28 protein-coding genes and 1 riboswitch are annotated in these 24,381 nt (G+C 34.2%); of the genes, 20 read left to right on the top strand and 8 right to left on the bottom strand.

What is annotated here, in order from left to right:
* The first annotated feature begins 92 nt into the window (after positions 1-92).
* Positions 93-1,208, top strand: a complete 1,116-nt coding sequence (locus AC5ZCW_RS20305; protein WP_343544269.1) for a hypothetical protein — start codon at positions 93-95, stop codon at positions 1,206-1,208.
* A 36-nt stretch (positions 1,209-1,244) separates the two neighbouring features.
* Here the strand turns inward: AC5ZCW_RS20305 and AC5ZCW_RS20300 are convergent, their stop codons facing one another.
* On the bottom strand, positions 1,245-2,270 hold the full coding sequence (locus AC5ZCW_RS20300) for a LacI family DNA-binding transcriptional regulator (RefSeq protein ID WP_177210972.1): 1,026 nt from the start codon (positions 2,268-2,270) through the stop codon (positions 1,245-1,247).
* Between the two features lie 209 nt (positions 2,271-2,479).
* Here AC5ZCW_RS20300 and AC5ZCW_RS20295 point away from each other — a divergent pair, with 209 nt between their 5' ends.
* The 6 genes from AC5ZCW_RS20295 to tsf all read left to right on the top strand — a co-directional run bounded on the left by AC5ZCW_RS20295 (position 2,480) and on the right by tsf (position 7,149).
* Entirely contained in the window at positions 2,480-3,226 is a 747-nt protein-coding gene (locus AC5ZCW_RS20295; protein ID WP_343544270.1) for a ferritin-like domain-containing protein, read from the top strand.
* Between the two features lie 25 nt (positions 3,227-3,251).
* Positions 3,252-4,064 (top strand): ferritin-like domain-containing protein, encoded by an 813-nt coding sequence (locus tag AC5ZCW_RS20290; RefSeq protein ID WP_343544271.1) that lies wholly within the window; start codon positions 3,252-3,254, stop codon positions 4,062-4,064.
* Positions 4,065-4,258: 194 nt separating this feature from the next.
* Positions 4,259-4,714 (top strand): 50S ribosomal protein L13, encoded by a 456-nt coding sequence (rplM, locus tag AC5ZCW_RS20285; RefSeq protein ID WP_496121474.1) that lies wholly within the window; start codon positions 4,259-4,261, stop codon positions 4,712-4,714.
* Positions 4,714-5,100: a 30S ribosomal protein S9 gene (gene rpsI / locus AC5ZCW_RS20280; protein ID WP_035645327.1), complete on the top strand. Its 387-nt coding sequence runs from the start codon at positions 4,714-4,716 to the stop codon at positions 5,098-5,100. Before rplM ends, rpsI begins: the two co-directional genes overlap by 1 nt.
* Positions 5,101-5,276: 176 nt before the next feature.
* On the top strand, positions 5,277-6,044 hold the full coding sequence (rpsB, locus tag AC5ZCW_RS20275; RefSeq protein WP_177210975.1) for a 30S ribosomal protein S2: 768 nt from the start codon (positions 5,277-5,279) through the stop codon (positions 6,042-6,044).
* A gap of 142 nt (positions 6,045-6,186) precedes the next feature.
* On the top strand, positions 6,187-7,149 hold the full coding sequence (gene tsf / locus AC5ZCW_RS20270) for a translation elongation factor Ts (protein ID WP_111426206.1): 963 nt from the start codon (positions 6,187-6,189) through the stop codon (positions 7,147-7,149).
* Positions 7,150-7,206: 57 nt separating this feature from the next.
* Here the strand turns inward: tsf and AC5ZCW_RS20265 are convergent, their stop codons facing one another.
* Positions 7,207-9,270, bottom strand: a complete 2,064-nt coding sequence (locus tag AC5ZCW_RS20265) for a M3 family metallopeptidase (RefSeq protein ID WP_496121472.1) — start codon at positions 9,268-9,270, stop codon at positions 7,207-7,209.
* A 173-nt stretch (positions 9,271-9,443) separates the two neighbouring features.
* On the opposite strand from AC5ZCW_RS20265, the gene AC5ZCW_RS20260 reads away from it, so the two are divergent.
* The 11 genes from AC5ZCW_RS20260 (at position 9,444) to AC5ZCW_RS20210 (ending at position 18,550) form a co-directional block, all read left to right on the top strand.
* Positions 9,444-10,106, top strand: coding sequence for a queuosine precursor transporter (locus AC5ZCW_RS20260; RefSeq protein WP_281631124.1), 663 nt, complete (start codon positions 9,444-9,446; stop codon positions 10,104-10,106).
* A gap of 22 nt (positions 10,107-10,128) precedes the next feature.
* Positions 10,129-10,803 carry a hypothetical protein gene (locus AC5ZCW_RS20255; protein WP_496121470.1) on the top strand — a complete coding sequence of 225 codons (675 nt, stop codon included), beginning with the start codon at positions 10,129-10,131 and terminating at the stop codon, positions 10,801-10,803.
* Positions 10,804-10,819: 16 nt separating this feature from the next.
* Positions 10,820-11,383, top strand: coding sequence for a DNA-3-methyladenine glycosylase I (locus AC5ZCW_RS20250; protein ID WP_496121469.1), 564 nt, complete (start codon positions 10,820-10,822; stop codon positions 11,381-11,383).
* Between the two features lie 85 nt (positions 11,384-11,468).
* Positions 11,469-11,565: riboswitch (TPP riboswitch) on the top strand.
* Between the two features lie 66 nt (positions 11,566-11,631).
* A complete protein-coding gene (gene thiS / locus AC5ZCW_RS20245) occupies positions 11,632-11,838 on the top strand; it encodes a sulfur carrier protein ThiS (protein ID WP_111379268.1) in 207 nt (68 codons plus the stop codon).
* Between the two features lie 106 nt (positions 11,839-11,944).
* Positions 11,945-13,768: a phosphomethylpyrimidine synthase ThiC gene (thiC, locus tag AC5ZCW_RS20240; protein WP_496121467.1), complete on the top strand. Its 1,824-nt coding sequence runs from the start codon at positions 11,945-11,947 to the stop codon at positions 13,766-13,768.
* Between the two features lie 75 nt (positions 13,769-13,843).
* Positions 13,844-14,458: a thiamine phosphate synthase gene (locus AC5ZCW_RS20235; protein ID WP_496121466.1), complete on the top strand. Its 615-nt coding sequence runs from the start codon at positions 13,844-13,846 to the stop codon at positions 14,456-14,458.
* Complete coding sequence (locus AC5ZCW_RS20230) at positions 14,416-15,168, top strand: hydroxymethylpyrimidine/phosphomethylpyrimidine kinase (RefSeq protein ID WP_496121465.1); 753 nt, start codon at positions 14,416-14,418, stop codon at positions 15,166-15,168. The genes AC5ZCW_RS20235 and AC5ZCW_RS20230 overlap by 43 nt, the downstream gene beginning before the upstream one ends.
* Positions 15,161-15,799 (top strand): thiamine phosphate synthase, encoded by a 639-nt coding sequence (locus tag AC5ZCW_RS20225; protein WP_496121464.1) that lies wholly within the window; start codon positions 15,161-15,163, stop codon positions 15,797-15,799. Before AC5ZCW_RS20230 ends, AC5ZCW_RS20225 begins: the two co-directional genes overlap by 8 nt.
* Positions 15,780-16,556, top strand: a complete 777-nt coding sequence (locus AC5ZCW_RS20220; protein ID WP_496121463.1) for a thiazole synthase — start codon at positions 15,780-15,782, stop codon at positions 16,554-16,556. Before AC5ZCW_RS20225 ends, AC5ZCW_RS20220 begins: the two co-directional genes overlap by 20 nt.
* Before the next feature lie 93 nt (positions 16,557-16,649).
* A complete protein-coding gene (thiH, locus tag AC5ZCW_RS20215; RefSeq protein ID WP_496121461.1) occupies positions 16,650-17,762 on the top strand; it encodes a 2-iminoacetate synthase ThiH in 1,113 nt (370 codons plus the stop codon).
* Positions 17,763-17,839: 77 nt separating this feature from the next.
* Entirely contained in the window at positions 17,840-18,550 is a 711-nt protein-coding gene (locus tag AC5ZCW_RS20210) for a HesA/MoeB/ThiF family protein (protein WP_496121459.1), read from the top strand.
* On the opposite strand, the gene AC5ZCW_RS20205 is transcribed toward AC5ZCW_RS20210, so the two are convergent.
* The 4 genes from AC5ZCW_RS20205 to AC5ZCW_RS20190 all read right to left on the bottom strand — a co-directional run bounded on the left by AC5ZCW_RS20205 (position 18,547) and on the right by AC5ZCW_RS20190 (position 21,501).
* Positions 18,547-19,341, bottom strand: a complete 795-nt coding sequence (locus tag AC5ZCW_RS20205; RefSeq protein ID WP_496121457.1) for an MOSC domain-containing protein — start codon at positions 19,339-19,341, stop codon at positions 18,547-18,549. The two genes, AC5ZCW_RS20210 and AC5ZCW_RS20205, sit on opposite strands and share 4 nt — an antisense overlap.
* Before the next feature lie 3 nt (positions 19,342-19,344).
* Complete coding sequence (aat, locus tag AC5ZCW_RS20200) at positions 19,345-19,983, bottom strand: leucyl/phenylalanyl-tRNA--protein transferase (RefSeq protein WP_343544284.1); 639 nt, start codon at positions 19,981-19,983, stop codon at positions 19,345-19,347.
* A gap of 238 nt (positions 19,984-20,221) precedes the next feature.
* On the bottom strand, positions 20,222-20,593 hold the full coding sequence (locus AC5ZCW_RS20195) for a DUF3127 domain-containing protein (RefSeq protein ID WP_111367968.1): 372 nt from the start codon (positions 20,591-20,593) through the stop codon (positions 20,222-20,224).
* 32 nt (positions 20,594-20,625) lie between these two features.
* Positions 20,626-21,501, bottom strand: a complete 876-nt coding sequence (locus AC5ZCW_RS20190; RefSeq protein ID WP_496121455.1) for a flavin reductase family protein — start codon at positions 21,499-21,501, stop codon at positions 20,626-20,628.
* A 160-nt stretch (positions 21,502-21,661) separates the two neighbouring features.
* Between AC5ZCW_RS20190 and AC5ZCW_RS20185 the strand changes: the two genes are divergently transcribed.
* Positions 21,662-22,813 carry a sensor histidine kinase gene (locus AC5ZCW_RS20185; RefSeq protein ID WP_496121454.1) on the top strand — a complete coding sequence of 384 codons (1,152 nt, stop codon included), beginning with the start codon at positions 21,662-21,664 and terminating at the stop codon, positions 22,811-22,813.
* Positions 22,814-22,868: 55 nt separating this feature from the next.
* On the opposite strand, the gene AC5ZCW_RS20180 is transcribed toward AC5ZCW_RS20185, so the two are convergent.
* A complete protein-coding gene (locus AC5ZCW_RS20180) occupies positions 22,869-23,258 on the bottom strand; it encodes an HIT family protein (protein WP_198854543.1) in 390 nt (129 codons plus the stop codon).
* A 62-nt stretch (positions 23,259-23,320) separates the two neighbouring features.
* Entirely contained in the window at positions 23,321-23,797 is a 477-nt protein-coding gene (greA, locus tag AC5ZCW_RS20175; RefSeq protein WP_111288069.1) for a transcription elongation factor GreA, read from the bottom strand.
* Between the two features lie 157 nt (positions 23,798-23,954).
* Here greA and AC5ZCW_RS20170 point away from each other — a divergent pair, with 157 nt between their 5' ends.
* The gene (locus AC5ZCW_RS20170) at positions 23,955-24,371 is read left to right on the top strand and encodes a Rieske (2Fe-2S) protein (protein ID WP_343544287.1); all 417 of its coding nucleotides are present in this window, start codon (positions 23,955-23,957) and stop codon (positions 24,369-24,371) included.
* Positions 24,372-24,381: the final 10 nt, after the last annotated feature.

The following is a 24,381-nucleotide window of genomic DNA, read 5'->3' as shown; positions in this document are numbered from 1 at the left end:
TTTTTATTCATCAAAAACAACATTGTAAGAATTTTACTTTTACTACATTTACAACTTTTATAACAACCTTTAAAGATTTAAAAGAAAGTAAAATGAAGAAATATTTCTTATACCTATTTCTGCTTTATTCAACAATTGCAATTTGTCAGAGCAAAATTTATTATCTAGAAGGAACTTTAGGCAAAAGCACTATTTTCATGACTGTTCAAGTCTACAACTCAGATAACGAGAATAATCTCAATGCTGTATATTTCTATAAAAGTTCATTAAAAGATATTAAGCTGGAAGGAAAATTAAAGGACAATAATAATTTTACGTTCTATTTTAAGCCTGGTGATAATATTACTGAAAAGTTCTATCTGAAAAAATCGGGCAATAATTTTGATGGATTATGGTATGATGCTAAAGAAAAACAATTGGCTGTTCATCTTGAACCAGTAAATTTTGATAATTACAAATCAAATCTCAAAATTAGGTTTGACGACGAACGTCTTAATCTCGTAAAATACAAATTCCTTGAATTCAAAAAACAGAAAACCACACTTTACAACAATAAAGAATTTGTTTGGTATTCTGAAAAACATTGCGATTCTGATTTTTTTAGATTAGGAAACGATTTTACAGCAAAAAACAAGGCTTTGATTAATCCGATCTTAGAAAGCATACATATTGAAAATACATTATCTCAGCTTAATTGCGCTTCTAGTTTTGAATACAGCCAAGGAAAAGGCATTGAAGGAAATACGACAATCAACTTTCTGAATAATGATTTATTAGGTTTCCAAGTTTCGATGTTTTGGGACTGCGGAGGCGCTCATCCCGATTTTGGAAGTAGCGGTTATCTTATTGATTTAAACAACGGAAAACAATATGGAATTGATGATATTCTAGCTTTTGACAAAAGTGTAACTGGCGACAAAGAGAATAATTTTGATGCTTTTTCAAAATACAGAAGCACTTATTTTGCACCAAAATTACTGGCTGTACTTAACTCTCAGGAACATTTTGAAAAACCAAAAAATGAAGATGATTATTGTGATTACACCAATGAAGAATATTGGGATTTTCCGTCTTGGAGTTATACCGAAAAGGGAATCGAATTTACTCCTATTTTTTATAGAGCAGCAAGATCTTGCGAAGAACCTTTTTTAGTTCCTTTTGAGAAATTAAGAAAGTACAAAAATCCTAAATTCCCGTATTCATTATAACAAAGAAGCCATCCGTTACAGATGGCTTCTTTTATTTTATACTTTTCTAGTAGATTCTCTTTCTTTCAATTTTGTCTTGATGACAATCGTTTCATATTCAGAAACCGTTCCTTCCGGCTCTTCCAATCTTTCAATTAATCTTTTTGCGGCAACTTCTCCAATTTCAACACCATGCTGACTTACCGTAGTCAAACTTGGCGATAAACGTCTTGAAGCCAAAATACCATCTGCAAAACCAATAATCGAAATATCTTCCGGAACTCTATATCCTTTTTTCAAACTTACTCGCAAAGCTGCAACCGAATCATTTTCATCCAAGGCAAAAATTCCGTCAATTTTATTGTCAAAAATTGCATCAATTTTACTTTTCATATCATCTTCAGAATCGGTACGAAGAATGATTTTTTCATTGACCGGAATATTATTGTCTTTTAAAGCTTTCAAATATCCGTCGGCTCTTAATTTTCCAACACTCAAATTATCTACAGAAGATATTAAAGCGATATTTTTACATCCAAGATTAATTAAATGCTGTGTTGAATTTAATGCTGAATCGAAATCATCTACAACAACCTTATCACAGTCTACTTCATCAGCAATACGATCAAACATCACAATTGGCGTTCCATCATTAATAATTTCTGAAAAGTGATTGTAATCTTGAAGCTTTTGAGCTTCTTCGGAAACCGAAAGAATAAATCCGTCAATAGTTCCGTTGCTTAACATTTCAAGCGTGTGGATTTCTTTTTCTAAAGATTCGTTAGAGATACAGGTAATTACATTATATCCTTTTTTATCGGCAACTTTCTCAATACCGCTAAAAACTTTCGCAAAGAAAGAATTTAGAATATTCGGAATAATTACTCCAATCGTTTTTGTTTTACGATTCTTTAGATTCAAACCAATGACATTCGGCTTATAGTTTTTGAGTTTGGCATACTCCTTAATCTTCACCTTCGTTTGTTCACTAATTTCTGGACTGTCATTCAACGCTTTAGATACAGTCGAAACAGAAACACCAAGTTCTTTCGCAATTTGTTTTAGAGTTGCTTTAGCTTTCATCCAATTGAATTTTATGTAATTAATACAAATATAGTAGAATTACCTAAAATAAAACAAAAACAAGCTATTAGTATTTAAAAATATAAGTCATTTCGAAATAATATTTAATTAAACAGAGATTTTAAAACCGCTCTTACTAAAATTTCGTTAATAACTAAATACCAGTTAACTAAAAAACCAATGTTGTTAACCTAATAAAAAACTTGATTATGAAAAACGAAGTTAAAATTCATGAAGTTAACCCTTCACTGGATAGCAGAAGGAGCTTTCTTAAGCTCAGCGGATTAACATTAATGACCACAGGTCTGGTTTTGGCTGGCTGTAGCGATAATGATAACGACAATGATATGCCAGACACTTCTTTGCCAGGAGTAAGAAATGGTGTTTTTGATTTAGGCTCCGGAGATTTTGGAGTATTAACCTATGCTTATGCTCTAGAACAATTAGAAGCCGACTTTTATACTAAAGTAGTAAATTCTAGCAGTTTCAACACTGTCTTTAGTAGTCTTGAACGCGAAGTTTTGACTGATTTATACCATCACGAAGTTGTTCACAGAGATTTCTTCAAAGCTGCATTAAATGGAGCACTTCCCGATCCAAGTTCGCAATTACTTCCTTCTTTAGCCTTTAATTATGGTTCTTTAAATTTTAACAGCCGCACCGAAGTTCTAGCTACTGCAAAAGCACTAGAAGATACTGGCGTTGCCGCTTATAACGGAGCAGGAAGATTAATTAAAACAGCAGACTACTTATTATTAGCCGGAAAAATTGTTTCAGTTGAAGCCAGACATGCGGCCGCAATAAGAAGTTTAATCAATCCGAATTCGAAAGATTTTGCCGGAGACGATATTGTAAATATGTCAACAGGTTTAGATGACGCAAAAGATCCATCTAAAATCCTACCGATTGCTGCTGGTTTTATTACCACAAAATTTACAGCTAAATACTTGCCTTAATCTTAACCGCTAAAACTTAGAAATTATGAACATTTTAAAATTTATAGAATCCTTTACTGATGATAATTTAATGAATAGCATTGGTTCTCGAAGAGACAGTTTTTCACAGTTTGGGAATATTGGAAAAAATTTAGCTTTAGCATCAATTCCGTTCGGATTGTCAGCTCTCACCAATAAAGCTTTCGCAAAAGACATTACAGCAACACCGGCAACACCTATTGGAGCTTTGCAATTTGCGCTGACCTTAGAATATCTTGAAAACGAATTTTACGCCATGGCTTTAGATTCTGGCGTAATTCCGGCTTCTGAAAATGGCGGGCGTGATTTAAAAGTATTTCAGCAAATAGCGGCGCACGAATCTGATCATGTTAAATTTTTAATTGCAGGTTTAGGCGGTACAGCAAGTGCCAATTTCGTTCCTAAACCAACTTTTGACTTTACTGTTGGAGGCGCTTTTGATCCTTTTCATGATTATCCGACATTTTTAGCTTTGGCACAAGCTTTTGAAGATACTGGAGTTCGAGCATATAAAGGACAAGCTGCAAACTTAATAACCGCACCCGATTTATTGACTGCTGCACTTCAGATTCATTCTGTTGAAGCACGCCATGCCTCTGAAGTTAGACGACTAAGAGGTTTAAAAGGATGGATTTCTAATGCCGAACGAGGCGCTGGCATGCCTGCAGCTACACAAGCAGTTTATGATGGCGAAGGGGTAACCATGCAGGCTGGATTTAATACAGCAACTGCTTTTGGGCCTGCAGCAGGCTCAGAAGCTTATGATGAGCCACTTACAACTCAGCAGGTTGTAGACATCGCCAATATATTTATTGTATAATTACTTTTTTCTTTAAATATTTAACCGTCTTGACATTATTGTGGAGGCGGTTTTTTATTCATTAATTAATTAAAAAACTGAACCCCTGATTTTCAGGATATAAAATATTCTTTTCAGGTATTTGGTTTTAAAATAATTAATTGTACTTTTGCATCCCCTTTATTGGGGATGGAATGTTTAATTAAAATAATATTATGGACGCATTAAGCTACAAAACAGTTTCAGCTAGCAAAGCCACTGTAACTAAAGAGTGGATTGTTGTTGACGCTGACGGTCATAACTTAGGACGTCTTGCTTCTAAAGTTGCAATGATCTTAAGAGGTAAGTACAAGCCTAGTTACACACCGCACGTTGACTGTGGAGATAACGTAATTGTTATCAACTCAGAAAAAATTAACCTTACAGGTACAAAAATGAATGACAAAATTTACATGCGTCATACAGGTTACCCAGGAGGACAAAGAACTTTAACTGCTAAAGTATTGCAAGCTAAAAATCCAGCTGCATTAGTAGAAAAAGCTGTAAAAGGTATGTTACCTAAGAACAAATTAGGAGCAGAACTTTTTAGAAATCTAAATGTTGTTGTAGGAGCTGAGCACAAACACGGAGCTCAAAAACCTAGAACTGTTAACCTAAATGATCTTAAGTAATGGGAGTTATTCACAAAATCGGTAGAAGAAAAACCGCTGTTGCACGTGTATACGTTTCTGAAGGAACTGGAAACATCACTGTAAACAAAAAAGAATTCGCAACTTACTTTCCAACTGCAACTTTACAGTACAAAGTTTTACAACCGCTTTCTATGACAGAAAACGCTGGTAACTTTGATGTAAAAGTAAACGTTTACGGAGGTGGTACAACTGGTCAAGCAGAAGCTGTAAGAATGGCATTGGCACGCGTAATGTGTGAAGTTAACGCTGAAAACAGAGGAATCCTTAAACCAGAAGGTTTATTAACAAGAGACCCAAGAATGGTTGAACGTAAGAAATTCGGTCAGAAGAAAGCTCGTAAGAGATTCCAATTCTCTAAACGTTAATATTACCTGTCTTGTTCAAATGGGACAAGACATTATCAATTATTTATTGAAATTAAAAAACACAGTTATTGTTGCTCTCCTATCGAGGTAGGATATAGTTTAGCATCTAAATGTATAAAGCCAGAGAAATCGCCATTTATACATTGCTAATCAACAGAACGTAAACTAGTACAAAAATGGCAAACAAAATAGAAGTAAAAGAATTACTAGAAGCAGGTGTTCACTTCGGACACATGACTAGAAAATGGGATCCAAATATGGCTCCTTACATTTATATGGAGCGTAATGGTATTCACATTATCAATCTATATAAAACTGCAGCTAAAATTGAAGAGGCTAACGAAGCTTTGAAAAAAATCGCTGCATCAGGTAGAAAAATTTTATTCGTAGCTACCAAAAAACAAGCAAAAGACATCGTTGCTGATAAAGCAAAAGCTGCAAACATGCCTTACATCACTGAAAGATGGCCAGGTGGAATGTTGACTAACTTCGTAACTATCAGAAAGGCAGTTAAAAAAATGTCTTCTATTGATAAAATGAAGAAAGATGGTACTTTCAACACTTTATCTAAAAAAGAGCGTTTACAAGTTGATCGTCTACGTGCTAAATTAGAGAAAAACTTAGGTTCAATTGCTGATATGTCTAGATTACCTGCAGCATTGTTCGTAGTAGATATCAAAGCTGAACACATCGCAATAAAAGAAGCTCAAAAATTAAACATTCCAGTTTTCGCAATGGTTGATACGAATTCTGACCCAAGAGAGGTTGATTACGTGATTCCTGCAAATGATGACGCTTCTAAATCAATTGACAAAATTTTATCTTTAGTGACTACTGCAGTAATCGAAGGTCTTTCTGACAGAGGTGCTGAAAAAGAAGTTGAAGCTGCTGAAGAAGCTCCTGCTGTTGAGGCTGAAGCTGCTGCTCCTGCAACTGAAGAATAAATCAAAATTTAAATTCCAAATTTTAAATTCCAAAGTCCAAGCCAAATTAAAAACGTTATGTTGATAATTTATTAAAATTGGAGTTTGGGATTTAAAAGCTGGAATTTTTTACTTTTAAAAACATATTAAAACTTAAAATATTATGGCAACAATTACTGCTGCAGACGTAAATAAATTAAGACAATCTACAGGTGCCGGAATGATGGACTGTAAAAAGGCTTTAGTTGAAGCTGAAGGAGATTTCGATAAAGCTATCCAAATCCTTAGAGAAAAAGGACAAAAAGTTGCTGCTAACCGTTCTGACCGTGAGTCTTCTGAAGGAGCTGCTGTTTCTTTTATCAATGCTGACCATACTAAAGGAGCTATCATCACTTTAAACTGCGAAACTGACTTCGTAGGTAAAAATGAAGCTTTCGTAACTTTAGCTAAAGATTTAGTTGAAAGAGCTATCAACTTCTCTAATAAAGAAGAATTTTTAGCTTCTGATTTCAACGGAATCACTGTTGCTGAAAAATTAATCGAGCAAACTGGTGTTATCGGTGAGAAAATCGAAATCGGTGGTTTCGAAATTTTAGAAGGTGCTTACGTTGGATCTTATGTTCACGTTAATAAAATTGCTGCTTTAACTGCAATTTCTGCTCCAGTTGCTAACGCTGAAGCTTTAACAAAAGACGTTTCTATGCAAGTTGCTTCTATGGGAGCTGATACATTATCTTACAAAGATTTTGATCCTGCTTTCGTTGAATCTGAACTTGCTGCTCGTATTGCTGTAATCGAAAAGGACAATGAAGAAGCTGCACGTTTAGGAAAAACTTTAAAAAATGTTCCTAAATACATCTCTTTCTCTCAATTAACTCCTGAGGTTATCAAACAAGCTGAAGAAGATGCTAAAGCTGAATTAAAAGCTGAAGGTAAACCAGAGCAAATCTGGGATAAAATTCTTCCAGGTAAAGTTCAACGTTTTATCTCTGACAACACTACTTTAGATCAAGAGAAAGCTCTTTTAGATCAAAACTTCATCAAAGATGACAGTAAAAAAGTTGGTGATTACGTAAAAGGATTCAATGTTGAAATTACAGGTTTCAAAAGAGTTACTTTAGGTTAATATATTATTTTCAATATTAAAAAGCCCGAATATTTATTTATTCGGGCTTTTTTATTTTTAGCTTTCAATTGGAAAATTCCTTGCTCTCATCAAGGCGTCAGATTGTGGCGCATGACCTCTAAAATTCTCATACATCTCCTCATTATCAATCGTATTTCCAACGCTTAAAACAGTTTCATAAAGACGTTTAGAAATCACTTTATCAAAAGGACCTTTTCCTTCCAAAAATGCCTCATATGCATCCGCATTAATCACATCTGCCCATAAATAACTGTAATATCCCGCTGCATACCCATCGCTCGAAAAAATATGAGCAAACTGCGGAATCCTGTGTCGCATTACGATTTCAGACGGCATATTAATTTCACTTAAGATTTTCTTCTCAAATGCATGCGGATCGACTGTTTCGGTCGTTAAATGTAGCTCCATGTCTACAAACGAACTTGAAATTGTCTCAACTGTTGCAAAACCTTCGTTAAAATTGGCTGCTTTTCCTATTCTTTCTACCAATGATTGCGATAAAGGTTCTTTAGTTTTATAATGAAGCGCAAATTTATTCAACACTTCTGGAGTCGCTAACCAATGCTCCAGTAACTGAGAAGGAAACTCCACATAATCTCTCGCAACTGAAGTCCCAGAAAGACTCGGATAAGTTACATTCGAGCATAATCCGTGTAAAGCATGTCCAAATTCATGAAATAAAGTTGTAGCATCATCCCACGAAATTAAAACAGCTTCGTCGCTATTTCCCTTAATAAAATTGCAATTGTTTGACACAATAGGAAGCACGTTACCTTTTATTTTCTGCTGGTCTCTATGTGAATTCATCCATGCTCCCGAACGCTTTCCTGTACGTGCATACGGATCAAAATACCATAAGCCAATTGGCTCTCCTGTATTTTTATTGTTCACTTCCCAAACACGAACATCTGGATGATAAACAGGAAGGTCAAATAATTGTTTAAAACCTAAATTGAACAATTCACTAGCTGTCCAAAACATTCCTTCGCGTAAATTTTCCAGCTGCAAATATTGCTTGATTTCATTTTGGTCTAAATCGTATTTTGCTTTCCGTACTTTTTCTGCATAATAGCGGTAATCCCAAGGCTGAATTTTAAAATCACCCCCTTCTCTATCCACCATTTCCTGCATATCCGAAACATCTTTTTTTACCTTCTCCACTGCAGGTTTCCATACTGAATGCATCAGATCTAATGTTTTCTGAGGATCTTTAGCCATTTTGTTAGACAAGCTCCACTCAGCAAAATTTGCGAAACCTAAAGTCTTCGCTTTTTCTGCCCTTAATCCTAAAATAGATATAAGGGTTCCATTGGTGTCATTTTCATTCTTATTATCGCCACGTTTTACGAAAATATCAAAAGCTTTTTCTCTTAAATTCCTTTTGTTTGAAAAAGTTAAAAAAGGCTCAATTGAAGATCTTGTATTGCCAATGCATCCTAAAACTTTTAAATTTCTTTCTTTCGCTTCTGCAATTGCCGCATTCTTAAATTCCTCAGGCAAACCGTCAAAATCAGCTTCTGTCTCTAACTCTATATATTGATCGTTTTCTTCTGCCAATAACTTTTGACTAAAAGCGGTAAAAAGCGTTGCCAGTTCCTGATTGATCTTAGCTACTTTATCTTTATCCTTTTCTTCTAACTCCGCTCCTTCTCTAACAAAGTCAGTGTAATAAAGCCAAAGCACGCGTTGCTGTTCCTTAGACAAATCCTTCTTTTCATCCGATTTATACAAGGCTTCAATTCTAGAAAACAGTTTGTTATTTTGATATAATTTATCATTGATCTCTGCCAATTTTGGCGACATTTCGGTATCAACAACATTAAATTCCGGAGTACTTAGATTAGATCTATAAATACCATAAACCGCATGAATTCGATCTAATTTTGTACCCGAAAGTTCTAAAGCTTCAATGGTATTTTCAAATGTAGGTTTTTGTGAATTATTCGCGATTGCATCGATTTCTTCTAATTTTTCTTTGATCGCAAATTCTATTGCGGGTTTAAAATCTGAAATTTTATATGCCGTAAAATCTGGAATGCCTCCATAAGGACCAGACCAATCTTTTAGCAATGAATTATCTAACTCTATTGGTGTCTTCATAACAAATACATTAATTAATTCTGTGCAAAATTTCAAACAGAAAAAAGAGCAACAGAATCTCAAAATTAACCAATCGGGAGCAAACTTCATATGCCAACAGATTATAAAAATTAATCTGCTTCTAAGATTTAAAAAGAAATAGTTTATTTTTGAAATACCAATTTAAAAATAACATGTTTAAAACCAGAAAAGAAATTGTTTTTGTAATTTTAGCAGGAATATTTATTACCAATGCCGTTGTGGCTGAGTTAATTGGAGGAAAGCTAATTCAAATTGGTCCTTTTGTAATGAGTATCGGAATTTTGCCTTGGCCAGTTGTATTTCTAACTACCGATTTGATTAATGAATATTTTGGCGAAAAAGGCGTAAAAAAACTTTCTTTCATTACAGCCTGTTTGATTGCTTATGCTTTTCTGATACTTTTTATGGCAATTGTTATTCCCGCCGCAAAAGGAATCAGCCCAGTAAATGACAGTCAGTTTGAAGCTGTTTTTGGCCAAAGTATGTGGATTATCATTGGAAGTTTAATTGCTTTCATGGCTTCTCAGCTGATTGATGTATGGATTTTTTGGTTTTTTAAAAACAGAACTGGCGAAAAGAAAATATGGTTAAGAACTACTGGTTCTACTGTTATTTCACAATTGTTTGATTCGTTTATTGTTCTCGGAATTGCTTTTTGGCTTCCAGGAAAAATTGATTTTGACACATTTATATCTTCGGGATTAATAGGATATACATTTAAATTAGCAATTGCTATTTTATTAACTCCAGCAATTTATTTAGGACATCATCTGATTAAAAAATATTTGGACGAAGATCCTGCACACAAAGGATAAAAAATAAAAACATATTTAGGTCATGAAAAAAAATTACTTGCTTATTTTATTCTCTGTTACCTATTTCTTTTTAAGCTGTGGCAATGACGAAAAAAAACAGCCAAAAAAAGTCATTCAATCTGTTAATAGGTTAACGCCAGTACCTATAAAAAAGAATCCTAAAATTTCATCCAAAAGCATTACCGCTTCAAGAGAGATTGAATCTCAAAAAAACAGTTTACAAAATACTTTTGCTGTGAAAAACAAAATTGAAATTAAAACTGCGTCGCCAGAATTATTAAACAAAACAGAAAAACCTGTTGATATAAAAAAAGAGGCAAATGACAAACTAGTTAATTTTGTTAACCTTCGCAAGATATTCGACAAATGCAAACTAGGCCAAACCTTAAGCCAAAAGCAATTGACCGAAAATTTTGAAATCCCGAAAGAAGCTGTTAAACTCGTAAAAAGCGTCACAAGAACAGCCGAAAACGAATTGGCCGTAAAATGGCAGTCTACTTGGTTTGTCGAAAAAGTATCTGATGCAGAACTTGAAGACGGTAAAATGAGAGTGGTTTTTAAGGCCAATAAAATGTACACTTCTGGAAATGCAATTGGCATTAAATACAACAGAAAAGTTTACAACGACCTAGTTATAATTGGACGTTCGGCTTACATTCCGAGTGTAAAAGGATATAGCTGGCAAATTGGAAGATAAATTAGAATTACAAAAAATGGAACCAATAAGATGCGGCTGGTGTTCTGCCAGCGATTTATATAAAAAATATCATGACGAAGAATGGGGAACTCCTGTTTATGACGATCCAACTATTTTTGAGTTTTTAATTCTAGAAACGTTTCAGGCTGGACTAAGCTGGATTACTATTTTAAACAAAAGAGAAAACTTTAAAACAGCTTTTGATAATTTTGATTATAAAAAGATTGCCAATTATTCTGAGGATAAAATCGAAGAATTAATGCAGGATACAGGAATTATTCGCAATAAACTTAAAATCAACTCTGCTGTCACAAATGCTCAGGCTTTTATGAAAATCCAAAAAGAATTTGGAACATTTTCTGATTATATCTGGAAATTTACCGACGGAAAACCAATTGATAATAAGCCGAAAACTTTAAAAGATGTTCCAGCAACCACTCCAATTTCTGATGCAATCAGCAAAGATTTAAAAAAACGCGGATTCAAATTTGTTGGTTCAACTGTTATTTATGCTCACATGCAAGCAACCGGAATGGTCAATGATCATGTAGAAGATTGCTTTACTCGAAAAGGCAAATAACAGCAGTTTTCAGTCACAGTTTTCAGTTTTTTTGAACTTGAAACCGGAAACTTAGAACTTTCAAACAAAATTTTATTACATTTGCTTCACACTTTAGGGGTGTCTGCATCGCGCAGGCTGAGATTTTACCCTCTGAACCTGATCTAGCTCATACTAGCGTAGGGAAAAGTAAGATGACTTCTTGAACGCATTTCTATGCGTCATTGTAGCCATTCCTAAGGTGTATCTATACACTAAACTCAAAAGGAATGGAACTAAAAATCAATCAACAAACCAAACAATTCAATGCTGAATCGCTTAGCGTTCAATCATTGCTCGATCTCGAAATTCCGCACAAACAAAACGGGATTGCTGTTGCTGTTAACAATACCGTTGTTCCAAAACTCAAATGGAACGAATTCTTCGTACAAGAAACTGACGAAATTCTGATTATTTCTGCTACGCAGGGAGGATAGAATAAAATTCCAATTATATACCGGGCGTAGACGCACTGCAGTACGCCTCTACAATTCACATCTTACATCTTACATCTTACATCTTACATTTTACAATATACAAGCTATGACAAACGAAGAACAAATATCAAGAACCCCATTTCCGAATTCTAAAAAAGTTTATATCGATGGAGAAATTCATCCGATAAAAGTAGCAATGCGCGAGATAACTTTAAGCGACACTAAACTTTCGAACGGCGGAATAGAAAAAAATCCTCCTGTAACGGTTTATGACACTTCTGGAGCTTATACAGATCCAAATATCGAAATTGATATTAGAAAAGGATTGCCACGCTTACGCGAAAGTTGGATCCTTGACCGAAATGATGTCGAAGTTTTAAATGAAATCACCTCAGATTATGGCTTAAGCCGATTAAAAGATGAAAGTCTGAATCATCTTCGTTTTGAATATTTGCATCAGCCAAAACGGGCTAAAAAAGGCGCAAATGTAACACAGTTATACTACGCTAAACAAGGCATTATTACTCCAGAAATGGAATATATCGCTATTCGCGAAAATCAACGTATTGAACTTTTAAACGAACAAACCAAGGCAATGCAATGCCAACACAGTGGTCATAGTTTTGGCGCCAATACTCCAAAAACTAAAATCACTCCAGAATTTGTGCGCTCTGAAGTTGCTTGCGGAAGAGCAATCATCCCAAACAATATTAATCATCCAGAAAGCGAACCTATGATCGTCGGACGCAATTTCTTGGTAAAAATTAATGCCAATATCGGAAACAGTGCCGTGACTTCAAGCATTGAAGGAGAAGTTGAAAAAGCCGTTTGGGCTTGTCGTTGGGGAGCTGATACGATTATGGATTTATCAACAGGAAAAAATATTCATGAAACCAGAGAATGGATTATTCGTAATTCACCTGTTCCAATCGGAACCGTGCCAATTTATCAGGCACTGGAAAAAGTAAAGGGAATTGCAGAAGATTTGACTTGGGAAATTTTCCGCGATACTTTAATTGAACAAGCAGAACAAGGTGTTTCATACTTCACAATTCATGCAGGAGTTTTGCTTCGTTATATTCATTTAACTGCCAATCGAGTTACTGGAATCGTTTCCCGAGGCGGATCTATTATGGCAAAGTGGTGTTTATTTCATCATAAAGAAAACTTCCTTTACACACATTTTGAAGAAATCTGCGAAATCATGAAACAATATGATGTTGCATTTTCTCTTGGAGATGGTTTACGTCCTGGTTCGATTGCAGATGCCAATGATGCAGCTCAATTTGCGGAACTAGAAACTTTAGGCGAATTGACAAAAATTGCTTGGAAACACGATGTTCAGGTCTTTATTGAAGGGCCAGGACACGTACCAATGCACATGATCAAAGAAAACATGGACAAACAATTGGAACATTGTCATGAAGCGCCATTTTACACTTTAGGGCCTTTAACTACAGATATTGCACCGGGTTATGACCATATCACGTCGGCAATTGGAGCGGCTATGATTGGCTGGTACGGCTGTGCGATGTTGTGTTATGTAACTCCAAAAGAGCATTTAGGTTTACCAAACAAAAAGGATGTAAAAGATGGTGTGATCACTTATAAAATTTCTGCGCATGCTGCCGATTTAGCAAAAGGTCATCCGGGAGCACAATATCGCGATAATGCTTTGAGCAAAGCTCGTTTTGAATTCCGTTGGGAAGATCAGTTTAATTTGGCACTTGATCCAGATACAGCACGAGAATTTCACGATGAAACACTTCCTGCCGATGGAGCAAAAGTCGCGCACTTCTGTTCGATGTGCGGACCGAAATTCTGTTCTATGAAAATATCTCAAGAAATTAGGGATGTCGCTGCAGCGGAAAAAGGAATGCAAGAGAAATCAGAGGAATTTATTGAACAAGGGAAAGAGATTTACATATAGTGAGATGAAATTTGTAAAATGTGAAATGCATTGATTTTTCACATTTTACATCTCACAAAAAACATTTTACAAATTATGATTGTGATTACAAATCCTTTTTTTATTGAAGATGAAATTCAAATGCTGAATTCTTTATTGGAAGAAGGATTGCCTTTTCTTCATATTCGGAAACCTGATTTTTCAGAAGTAGAAATGGCTAAGTTTATTGATCAGATAAAATTAGAATTTCGTACTAATCTGGTTTTGCACAGTCATCATCAGTTAGCCGAAGATCTTGGTATTGACCGATTTCATTTTTCTGAGAAAGAGAGAAAAAAATTTCCTGCAAGGTTTACAAAACCTTGTAGGTTTAAATCAGAATCAATTTCAACATCAACGCATTCTATCGAAGATTTTAATTCGTTAGAAAATGAATTTGATTATGCGTTCTTAAGTCCTGTATTTAAAAGTATTTCGAAGGAAAATTATCATCCAGAAATGAATCTTTTTGAAACATTAAAGTCAAGAACAAATCAACACACAAAAATCATCGCTTTAGGCGGAATTGATGCAGAAAACATTCAAAAAACCCTAGAAAATGGTTTTGACGATGTGGCACTTTTAGGAAGCATTTGGAATAACAAAAATCCGTTAAAACAATTTAAATTATGTCAGCAGATCGCCCTTTCGTACTCACAATCGCAGGTTTAGATCCATCTGGAGGCGCTGGAATTTTGGCTGATATCAAGACATTTGAACAGCATAAAGTTACTGGTTTTGCAATTTCAACGGCTAATACAATTCAGACTGAAAATCAGTTTTATGACATTCAGTGGACTGATTTGAGTTTTATACTTCGCTCGATCGAAACTTTATTTTTAAACTATAAAATCAGCGTTGTGAAAATTGGAATTGTTTCTTCTTTACCTGATTTAAACCGAATTGTTTCAACCATAAAACAACTTTCTTCTTCAACAAAAATAGTGTGGGATCCAGTTTTAAAATCGACTACTAAATTTGAATTTATGAATATCGAAAGCCATATGAATTTACATAACATACTTTCAAAAATCGATTTGATCACACCAAATTATGATGAAATGGCAATATTATTCCCTGATACTGATTTGAAAAGTTATTGGAAAGAAAACCACATCCCAACTCGTATTCTACTTAAAGGAGGTCACAACAAAACAGCATTGGGAACTGATCTTTTATTTCTAGAAAATGAAATCTTAGAATTAACTCCTTCAAATAAAAATTGCTCCGAGAAACATGGTTCAGGCTGTGTTCTTTCATCTGCAATTGCATCAAACTTAGCTCTAAATCAAACCGTATCTGAAGCCTGCAAAAACGCTAAAATCTATATTGAAAACTACCTAAGCTCAACTACAACTTTAATTGGATATCATTATGTATAACAAATTACAATATATCTCTCAAGGCGAAACAGTCGAAAAACAATTGTACAACATTCAGCAAGCACTTGACACTGGTTGCAGATGGATACAAATGCGATTTAAAAACCAAAACCAAAAAGACGTTTTCACTTTAGCGGAAGCGGTAAAACCTTTGTGCGAAGAATATCTCGCGAATTTTATTGTAAACGACGATTTACATCTCGCAGAACAAATTGCTGCTGATGGCGTTCATTTAGGACTGACTGACACAAAAATCGATGAAGCAAGAGCAATTTTAGGCTCAACCAAAATTATCGGAGGAACTGCCAATACTTTTGAAGATATTGAAAATCATGTAAAAAACGGTTGCGATTACATTGGCTTGGGGCCTTTTAGATTTACGGCAACAAAAGAAAAACTGAGTCCAATTTTGGGGTTATCAGGTTACTATGAGATTCTTCAAAAATTGAAAAAAAATAAAATCGATATTCCTGTTTATGCTATTGGGGGCATTACACTACGCGATCTAAGTCCGTTAATGGAAACTGGGATTTTCGGAATTGCCGTATCTGGAATCATAACTGAAAGTGATGAAAAAGAAAAATTAATTCAACAATTAAACGAAAAATTATATGCAGACATCATTGTTTAATATAGGAGATAAAACCTTTAAATCCCGCTTGTTCCTCGGAACTGGGAAATTTGGTTCTAATGAGGAAATGGAAGATGCTGTTTTAGCTTCAGAAAGCGAATTGGTTACTGTAGCATTAAAACGTATCGATCTTGAAACCGACACAGATGCTATTTTATCACATTTAAATCATTCAAATATCAATTTGTTACCCAATACTTCGGGAGCAAGAAATGCCAAAGAAGCTGTTTTCGCTGCACAGCTGGCACGTGAAGCTCTAGAAACCAATTGGGTAAAACTAGAAATTCATCCTGATCCGAAATACTTAATGCCAGATCCGATTGAAACTTTAAAAGCAACAGAAGAATTGGCTAAACTCGGTTTTATTGTACTTCCGTACATTCACGCCGATCCTGTTTTGTGCAAACATTTAGAAAGCGTGGGAACTGCTGCAGTAATGCCTTTGGGTTCACCAATTGGAAGCAATAAAGGTCTTAAAACAATAGATTTCCTAGAAATTATCATTGAACAAAGTACTGTTCCTGTTATTGTAGATGCTGGAATTGGAGCACCTTCTGATGCTGCAAAAGCAATGGAAATTGGTGCCGATGCAGTTTTGGTGAATACCGCAATTGCCGTTGCTGGAAATCCGAAATTAATGGCTGAGGCTTTTAGAGAAGCTGTCATTGCAGGAAGAAAAGCTTTTGAAGCTAAAGTTGCCAATCAGCAAAGTTATGCTTCAGCTTCTAGCCCATTGACTTCTTTTCTTTATGAATAAAAATTTAACCGCAAAGTTCGCAAAGAAAAGCGCTAAGAACGCAAAGCTTTGCGAACCTTGCGTAAATCTCCGCGCACTTTGCGGTTAATAACCATGAAAACATTTAAATCTATTTTTGAACAATACAATTGGGATAAAATCCAATCTAGAATATATAAAACCACATCAAAAGATGTTGAGCGTACTTTGGCTAAAACCAAATACAACCTCGATGATTTTTTGATTCTAATTTCTCCTATTGCTCAAAATTATTTAGAGCAAATGGCTCAAAAATGCCATGAAATTACCAAGAAACGTTTCGGAAAAACCATTCAAATGTACGCTCCATTATATTTAAGCAACGAATGCCAAAATATTTGCACCTATTGCGGATTTAGCTTAGACAATAAAATCAAAAGAAAAACCCTTTCTGATGCTGAAATAAAATTGGAAGTTGAAGCCTTAAAAAAAACTGGTTTTGATCATGTTTTATTGGTTACAGGCGAAGCAAATTATACTGTAAATATCAATTATTTTCTAAATGCAATCGATTTAATTAGAAAAGATTTCTCTATTATTTCTGTCGAAGTACAGCCACTTTCTACAGAAGATTATCAGCGTTTGCATGATGCGGGAGTCTATTCAGTTTTAGTTTATCAGGAAACGTACCATCAGGAAGTTTACAAAAAGTATCATACCAAAGGAAAAAAATCAAATTTTGATTATCGACTGGAAACTCCTGATAGAATTGGAACTGCGGGTATTCATAAAATTGGTTTAGGTGTTTTGTTAGGTTTGGAAGACTGGCGAACTGATAGTTTCTTCAATGCTTTACATTTAGATTATCTTCAAAAGAAATATTGGCAGACCAAATATTCTGTTTCTTTTCCGCGTCTGCGTCCTGCCGAAGGTATTATCGAACCCAATTTTATTATGGATGATAAAGATTTGACACAATTAATCTGCGCTTATCGTTTGTGGAATGAGGATTTAGAAATTTCGATTTCAACTCGCGAAAACGAGAAATTCAGAAACAACATTATTCCGATTGGAGTTACGAGTATGAGTGCTGGTTCTAAAACAAATCCGGGCGGTTACGTTGTTGATCCGCAATCTTTGGAGCAATTTGAAATCAGCGATGAACGTTCTGCAGAAGAAATTTCAAAAATTATAAAAAATGCAGGTTATGAACCAGTTTGGAAAGATTGGAACAAGGCTTATAGTTGAAATGTTTCAAGTTTCAAGTTTCAAGTTTCAAGTTTGAAAATTTAACATTTTACAATTCACAATTCACAATTAAAAAAATGAGTGTTATACAAGAATTTTTACGTTACAACAGACAAACTATTCTGCCTGAAATTGGCGATGAAGGTCAGCAAAAATTAAAAAAAGCTAGAGTTTTAGTAATTGGAGCAGGCGGTTTAGGCTGTCCAATTTTACAATATATTGCAACTGCAGGAGTTGGTTTTATCGGCATTATGGACTTTGATACAATTGAAATTCATAATCTCCACAGGCAGATTTTATATACCGAAAATGAAATTGGTAATCATAAATCAATTGTCGCAAAAGATGTTGTTTCAAAACTAAATCCGCTTATTGAAGCTGTTGCGATTAATGAAAAATTAACTGCTGAAAATGCATCAGAAATCATTCAGCAATATGATATTGTTGTCGATGGTTCCGATAATTTTTCTACTCGTTATTTAGTCAATGATACTTGTGTTCAGCTTAATAAACCTTTAGTTTACGGAAGTATTTTAAAATTTGAAGGTCAGATTGCAGTTTTTAATCATAACGGAAGTAAAAATCTTAGAGATTTATTTCCTGAAATGCCCGATCCAAAAGATGTTCCGAACTGCAATTTGAATGGTGTTTTGGGAACTCTGCCAGGAATTATAGGCAACATGATGGCGCACGAAACCTTAAAATTGATTTTAGAATTACCAACTTTAAAAAATGAATTGGTAATTTTTAATACTCTAAATTGGAATTTTATAAAACTGAATTTCTAGAAAATAACCTCATCGCCAACACTGATAATTCCAGAATTCAAACTCACAATATTGGTTCCAAATAAAACAGAATTATCTACATTTCTGTACTTGCTTAAAGTTTTTAAAGGTTCTTTTTTCAAACGTCCATTCTCCGGATCATTGTTTACCATAACACATCTTCCGCAAGGTTTTATGTTTTTAAATTGAACGTCTCCTATCGCAAAAGTCTTAAAATCATCTTCTTCATGAGGATTTTCGGTGCTTACGACAATGTTTGGGCGAAATCTTTTGATGGTAATTTTTTCATCCAATTTGTCATTCAAAAAATCTAAGCTTTTAGATCCAATCATTAAATATGGATAACCATCTGCCAAACTCACATTGAACGTTTCTTTTAATTTAGAACTTTCATGTTTACGAGCTCCATTTTTGAGTATTTTAACCAATTTACAATCAAAACCCAAATGCTGGCTGAACCATTTTGAAGTTTCAAGATTTACCTCAACCACTTCACTTTTATCATCCCAAACATTAACTTCTATTACATTTTCTAAATGCTCATCAACAGAAAATTCGTGCTTTTGATCTTGAAAAGTAATGCTGATTTTTCCATTTACAATCTGCGGATAAAACTGACTCATAATGCGATGTTCTCTTTGTGTAAGCATTTGATTTTCTGTATCAATGAGCATCCAACGGCGATCGTTTTCAAACCCCATTTCTTCAGCTTTTGCAGATTCAAGACTGATTCCTGCCAAACTTTTTATTGGATAAATATAAATTTCTTTTACACTGTAAATTGCACTCATTTTCTATTTACTTTTTAAAATGGACATAAACTCTTCACGATCAATTTCTCTACAGCCTAAACTCTCCAAATGCGGATTATAAACCTGGCAATCCAATAATTTATAATTTTCTTTCTTCAAATACAACGCTAGAGCAATAAAAGCTGTTTTTGAAGCATTTGAGACCTTAGAAAACATGCTTTCTCCACAAAAAATATCTCCTAAATCAATTCCATACAAACCGCCAACCAAAACATCATCTTGCCAAACCTCAACTGATTTTGCAACTCCTTCTTCATTCAATTTGCAGTACGCATTTATCATTTCATCAGAAATCCAAGTCCCATTTTGGCCTTCACGTTTTATCTGCTGGCAATTTGAAATTACTTCTCTGAAATTTTTGTTGTAAGTGACCTTAAACATTTTCTTGTTGAGAATCTTTTTCATGCTTTTGGATATCACCAATTCATCAAAAAACAATACCATTCTAGGATCTGGCGCCCACCAAAGAATCGGCTCTCCTTCATTAAACCAAGGAAAAATACCGCTTTTGTAAGCTAATAGCAAACGTTCTGAACTTAAATCGCCTCCAATTGCCAGAACACCTTCTTCATCTGCTTCTGTGACTGGCGGAAAAAATAAATCGTTGAATAGATAATACATTTTAAATAATCAATTTTTGAATTCCAATAATAAAATTCCAAATACCAATGTTTCATAATCTTATTATTTCCGTATGAAAAACAAATCTTTGTGGAGTTACTTGCGAAGATTTCTCCTTCGTCGAAATGACAAAACTATGAGTAAGATTTTTGCTTTTTTAATCAAAAATAAAATTCCAAATTCCAAATTCACGAGAATGAATTGGAATTTGGAATTTAGTAAATTGAATTTTAGACTCTTAGAACGGTAAATCGTCTGGTTCGTCTTCATTTAAGTTTGTTGCTGGAGCAAAAGTTTCTGCTGCTGGCATTGGAGCTCCTTGTGCAGGTCCTTCTGCTGCTAATCTTTCGATTCTCCAACCTTGAATACTATTGAAATATCTAGTTTCTCCTTGTGGATTAACCCATTCTCTTCCTCTTAAATTGATAGAAACTTTTACTGCATCTCCTTGTTTATAGCTACTCAACAAATCGCATTTATCTTGTGTAAATTCGATTAAAATATGTTGTGGATACTGCTCCTCAGTAGTAACAACTAACTCTCTTTTTTTGAATGAGGCACTAACTTGCTGCTCTGGGTTAACCACTTTTACTTTTCCTGTAACTTCCATCTTCGTCTATATTAATTATTGTTTCTATTTTTTTATTTTTTAGCTAAAAGCACTTTCCAAGCCGATTCTACATCGCCACTATCCAAGTATTTTTTGGCTTCTAAATGTACTTTTTTCTGGTCGTCTGAGCTTAAAACTCCTTTGACTGCGAAATTTTCTTTCACAAATATACTAACTTCTTCTTTTGTAGGCAAGGTTTCAACATTTCCTAATTTTCCTAAATCATTCCCATCAAAAACAGTGCTTTCTTTTACAAAATCTGGTATCGCATCTACGCCTACTCCCAATGTTGTCAGGGGTTTTGCCACTTCAAAAAGTCCTTGATTAGATCTTGAATACCAATTATTTCCAAGTCTTGAAACCAAGTCAATTTTATGCTGATCGATTGCTCCGTTTTCATCTAAAATCGATTCGTCAATATGAATTTTAACAACTTCACATAAAATCAAATTTCCTGCTCCTCCTTCTGTTCCTAACGGAATAATCTGCGTAATCTTGCATTCAAACTGAACTGGAGATTCTTTTACGCGATATGGTTTTACTAAATCAGAAGGAATTTGAGTTAATCCAGCTTTAATAAATTCATTTACTCCGTCCCCATATTCTGTACTTGCTAAAGAAGTTTGCTGCACAATATCGTAGTTAACGACATTTATTACCACTTCTCGTGTTGCTTCAGCGTTGATTAAAGTATGTTTAATGGTATTATCACGAACACGTCTTGATGGCGAAAAAACCAAAATTGGCGGATTGGCACTAAACACATTAAAGAAACTAAACGGAGATAAATTTGGAACTCCAGTTTCGCTAATTGTGCTTGCAAAAGCAATAGGTCTCGGTCCGATTGAACTCTGCAGATAGCCTTGCAATTTGGCCGTTGGAATCTCTTTTGGGTTAACGCTGATCATACTTTAAAATTTAGACAGAATCTCATTTTAGCAGCTACAAAAGTATTGAAATGGTTTAATTAGAAGAAATAGTTTTGCAGATAAAAACGAAAAATCTTTCCACATTGGCAAAATATAAAATGTGTATATTTCGTTATATTTATACCTCAAAAAAACTGATATGTCTTTTTCTGAAAGAACAAATACAACCCGCTGGATTATTATTTCGGTATGTTTTATAATCATTTCTCTAATTCTTTGGAACACTTACACTTTCTTCCAAATTTTTAAAAACGAGGAACGTTTGAAAATGAACCTTTTTGTGAAAGCGCAAATTACAATCGTTAACGCCGATGAGAATACTGATGTCGAACTTCCTCTTCAGATTTTCAACAATAATACTTCTATTCCAGGTATAATAATGTTGTATGATAAAGTAGTAAGTGCAGTAAATGTTCCTGATGAAATTCTTAATGACAAGAAAAAAAGAACTGCGTTCTTAAATAAGCTGAAAAATGAAAATGAGCCTATCACTTTCGAATATGCTCCAGGGAAATATCAGACGTTATATTACGGAAACTCTTCCTTATTAAACAAACTTAAATATTATCCGATTGCGTTGCTGCTGATTATATTTTTATGCATTGCTTTAATTTACAACTTCTATAAAAGTACCAAAATGGCAACCCAAAACAAACTTTGGGCAGGAATGGCAAAAGAAACAGCACATCAGATTGGAACACCGCTATCTTCATTAATTGGATGGGTCGAAATATTAAAAACCGAAGATATTGATCCATCAATTAGCACTGAAATCGAAAAAGATATTGAACGTTTGCAAACTATTACTGATCGTTTTTCTAAAATTGGTTCTGTACCCGTTTTAGAACTTCACGACATTGTAGAAGAAACAAAAACGGCTTATGAGTATTTGCAATCTCGTTTTTCTAAGCAGGTCGCGTTTTCGTTTCAAGCTCCAAACGAACCTATTCTAGCTATGATAAATCCAACGCTGCATAGCTGGACTATCGAAAATTTAGTTAAAAATGCTATTGATGCCATGAAAGGAAAAGGAACCTTAGATCTTTACATTGAACAGGATGCTAATTTTGTAAAAATCAACATTAAAGATTCTGGAACCGGAATTCCTAAAAAACAATTTAAAACCATTTTTGAAACTGGTTTTACAACTAAAAAACGTGGTTGGGGACTTGGACTTTCTTTAACTAAAAGAATTGTCGAGGAATATCACAATGGGAAAATAAAAGTACTGAATTCTGAAATTGGTAAAGGAACTACTTTTCAGATTTCATTAAATAAAAAAGTGCAGTAATAATTTTTACTGCACTTTAGTCATCTTTTTTGTTAGACTGATCGAAATCGAAGTCTTATAAATTTGATTGAATATCTTTTGCCAAAGCTTCAAATTCTTCTTTTGAAAGTGAAACTTTATCAATAAAACGCATTTCGTCCATGTGGTTTAACGGAATCAAATGTACGTGTGCATGAGGCACTTCAAGTCCAACAACTGCTATTCCGATTCTTTTACATGGAACTGTTTTTTCTAAAGCTGCTGCCACTTTTTTAGAAAATTTCATTAAACCTAAATACAGTTCTTCGTCCATATCAAAAATCTTATCGATTTCTTGTTTCGGAATACAAAGCGTGTGTCCTTTAGCATTAGGATTTACATCCAAAAATGCTAAATAGTTTTCATCTTCAGCGATTTTGTAAGCTGGAATTTCTCCGTTTACTATTTTAGTGAATATTGTACTCATTGTTTATTCGTTTATTTGGTTAATCGTTTAACCGATTTAACGATTAAACGGTTAAACTAAATTTAGTCTCTTGAGATTTCAAGAATTTCAAATTTCAAAACTCCATTAGGAACTGTAATTTCAGCTACTTCACCAACAGATTTTCCTAGCAAACCTTTTCCGATAGGAGAAGTTACAGAGATTTTTCCTGTTTTTAAATCTGCTTCACTTTCTGCAACAAGAGTATATTTCATCTCCATTCCGTTACTTTGATTTTTGATTTTTACATTCGATAAAACCAAAACTTTAGAAACATCTAATTGAGATTCGTCTATTAATCTTGCATTTGCATAAACTTCTTCAAGTTTAGAAATTCTCATTTCTAATAAACCTTGCGCTTCTTTTGCTGCATCATATTCTGCATTTTCAGACAAGTCACCTTTATCTCTTGCATCTGCAATATCTTGAGATGCCTTTGGACGCATTACACTTTTTAAATGCTCCAATTCATCTTTTAATTTTTTTAATCCTTCTGCTGTATAATAAGATACTTTACTCATAACTTCATCGTTTATATAAATACAAAAAATCCCATCGCGACGGGATTTTCTTACCACAAATATACTATAATTTTTAATAGTACATAATTATATGTTAATCATATAGATTTCAAATCTAAATAAATTATTTTTGTTTTAACTAATTCTTATTCAAATAATGAAAAAAATCTGGTTCTTTATAGCATTTACAGCTGTTTTATTCTCTTGCAGTGACAATAATAGAAGTAATAACAATCCGTACATTCCTAACTATTCGATAAACGCGTATCTGGACACTAATCTTCCAACTTATAACAAATTAATATATCCGAGTAATCCAGTTTACGTTGCCAATTTTGGTGCAAAAGGAATCATTGTAATGAAAACTGGAGAAGGAACTTATACCGCTTTTGATGCAGCTTGTCCGAATCAAGCCTTAACTTCGTGCACTGCAATGACAATTGACGGAATTTATGCTGTATGTTCTTGCGATAAAACGCAATATAATTTATTTACAGGACTTGGCGGAAAAGAGTATCCGATGAAACAATATCGTGTCGAATCTTCTGGGACCGTGGTTCATGTATACAACTAAAAACAAAAAA

The organism is Flavobacterium sp. PLA-DH12 (assembly GCF_059511845.1).
This window is presented reverse-complemented; position numbering and strand designations above follow the sequence as displayed.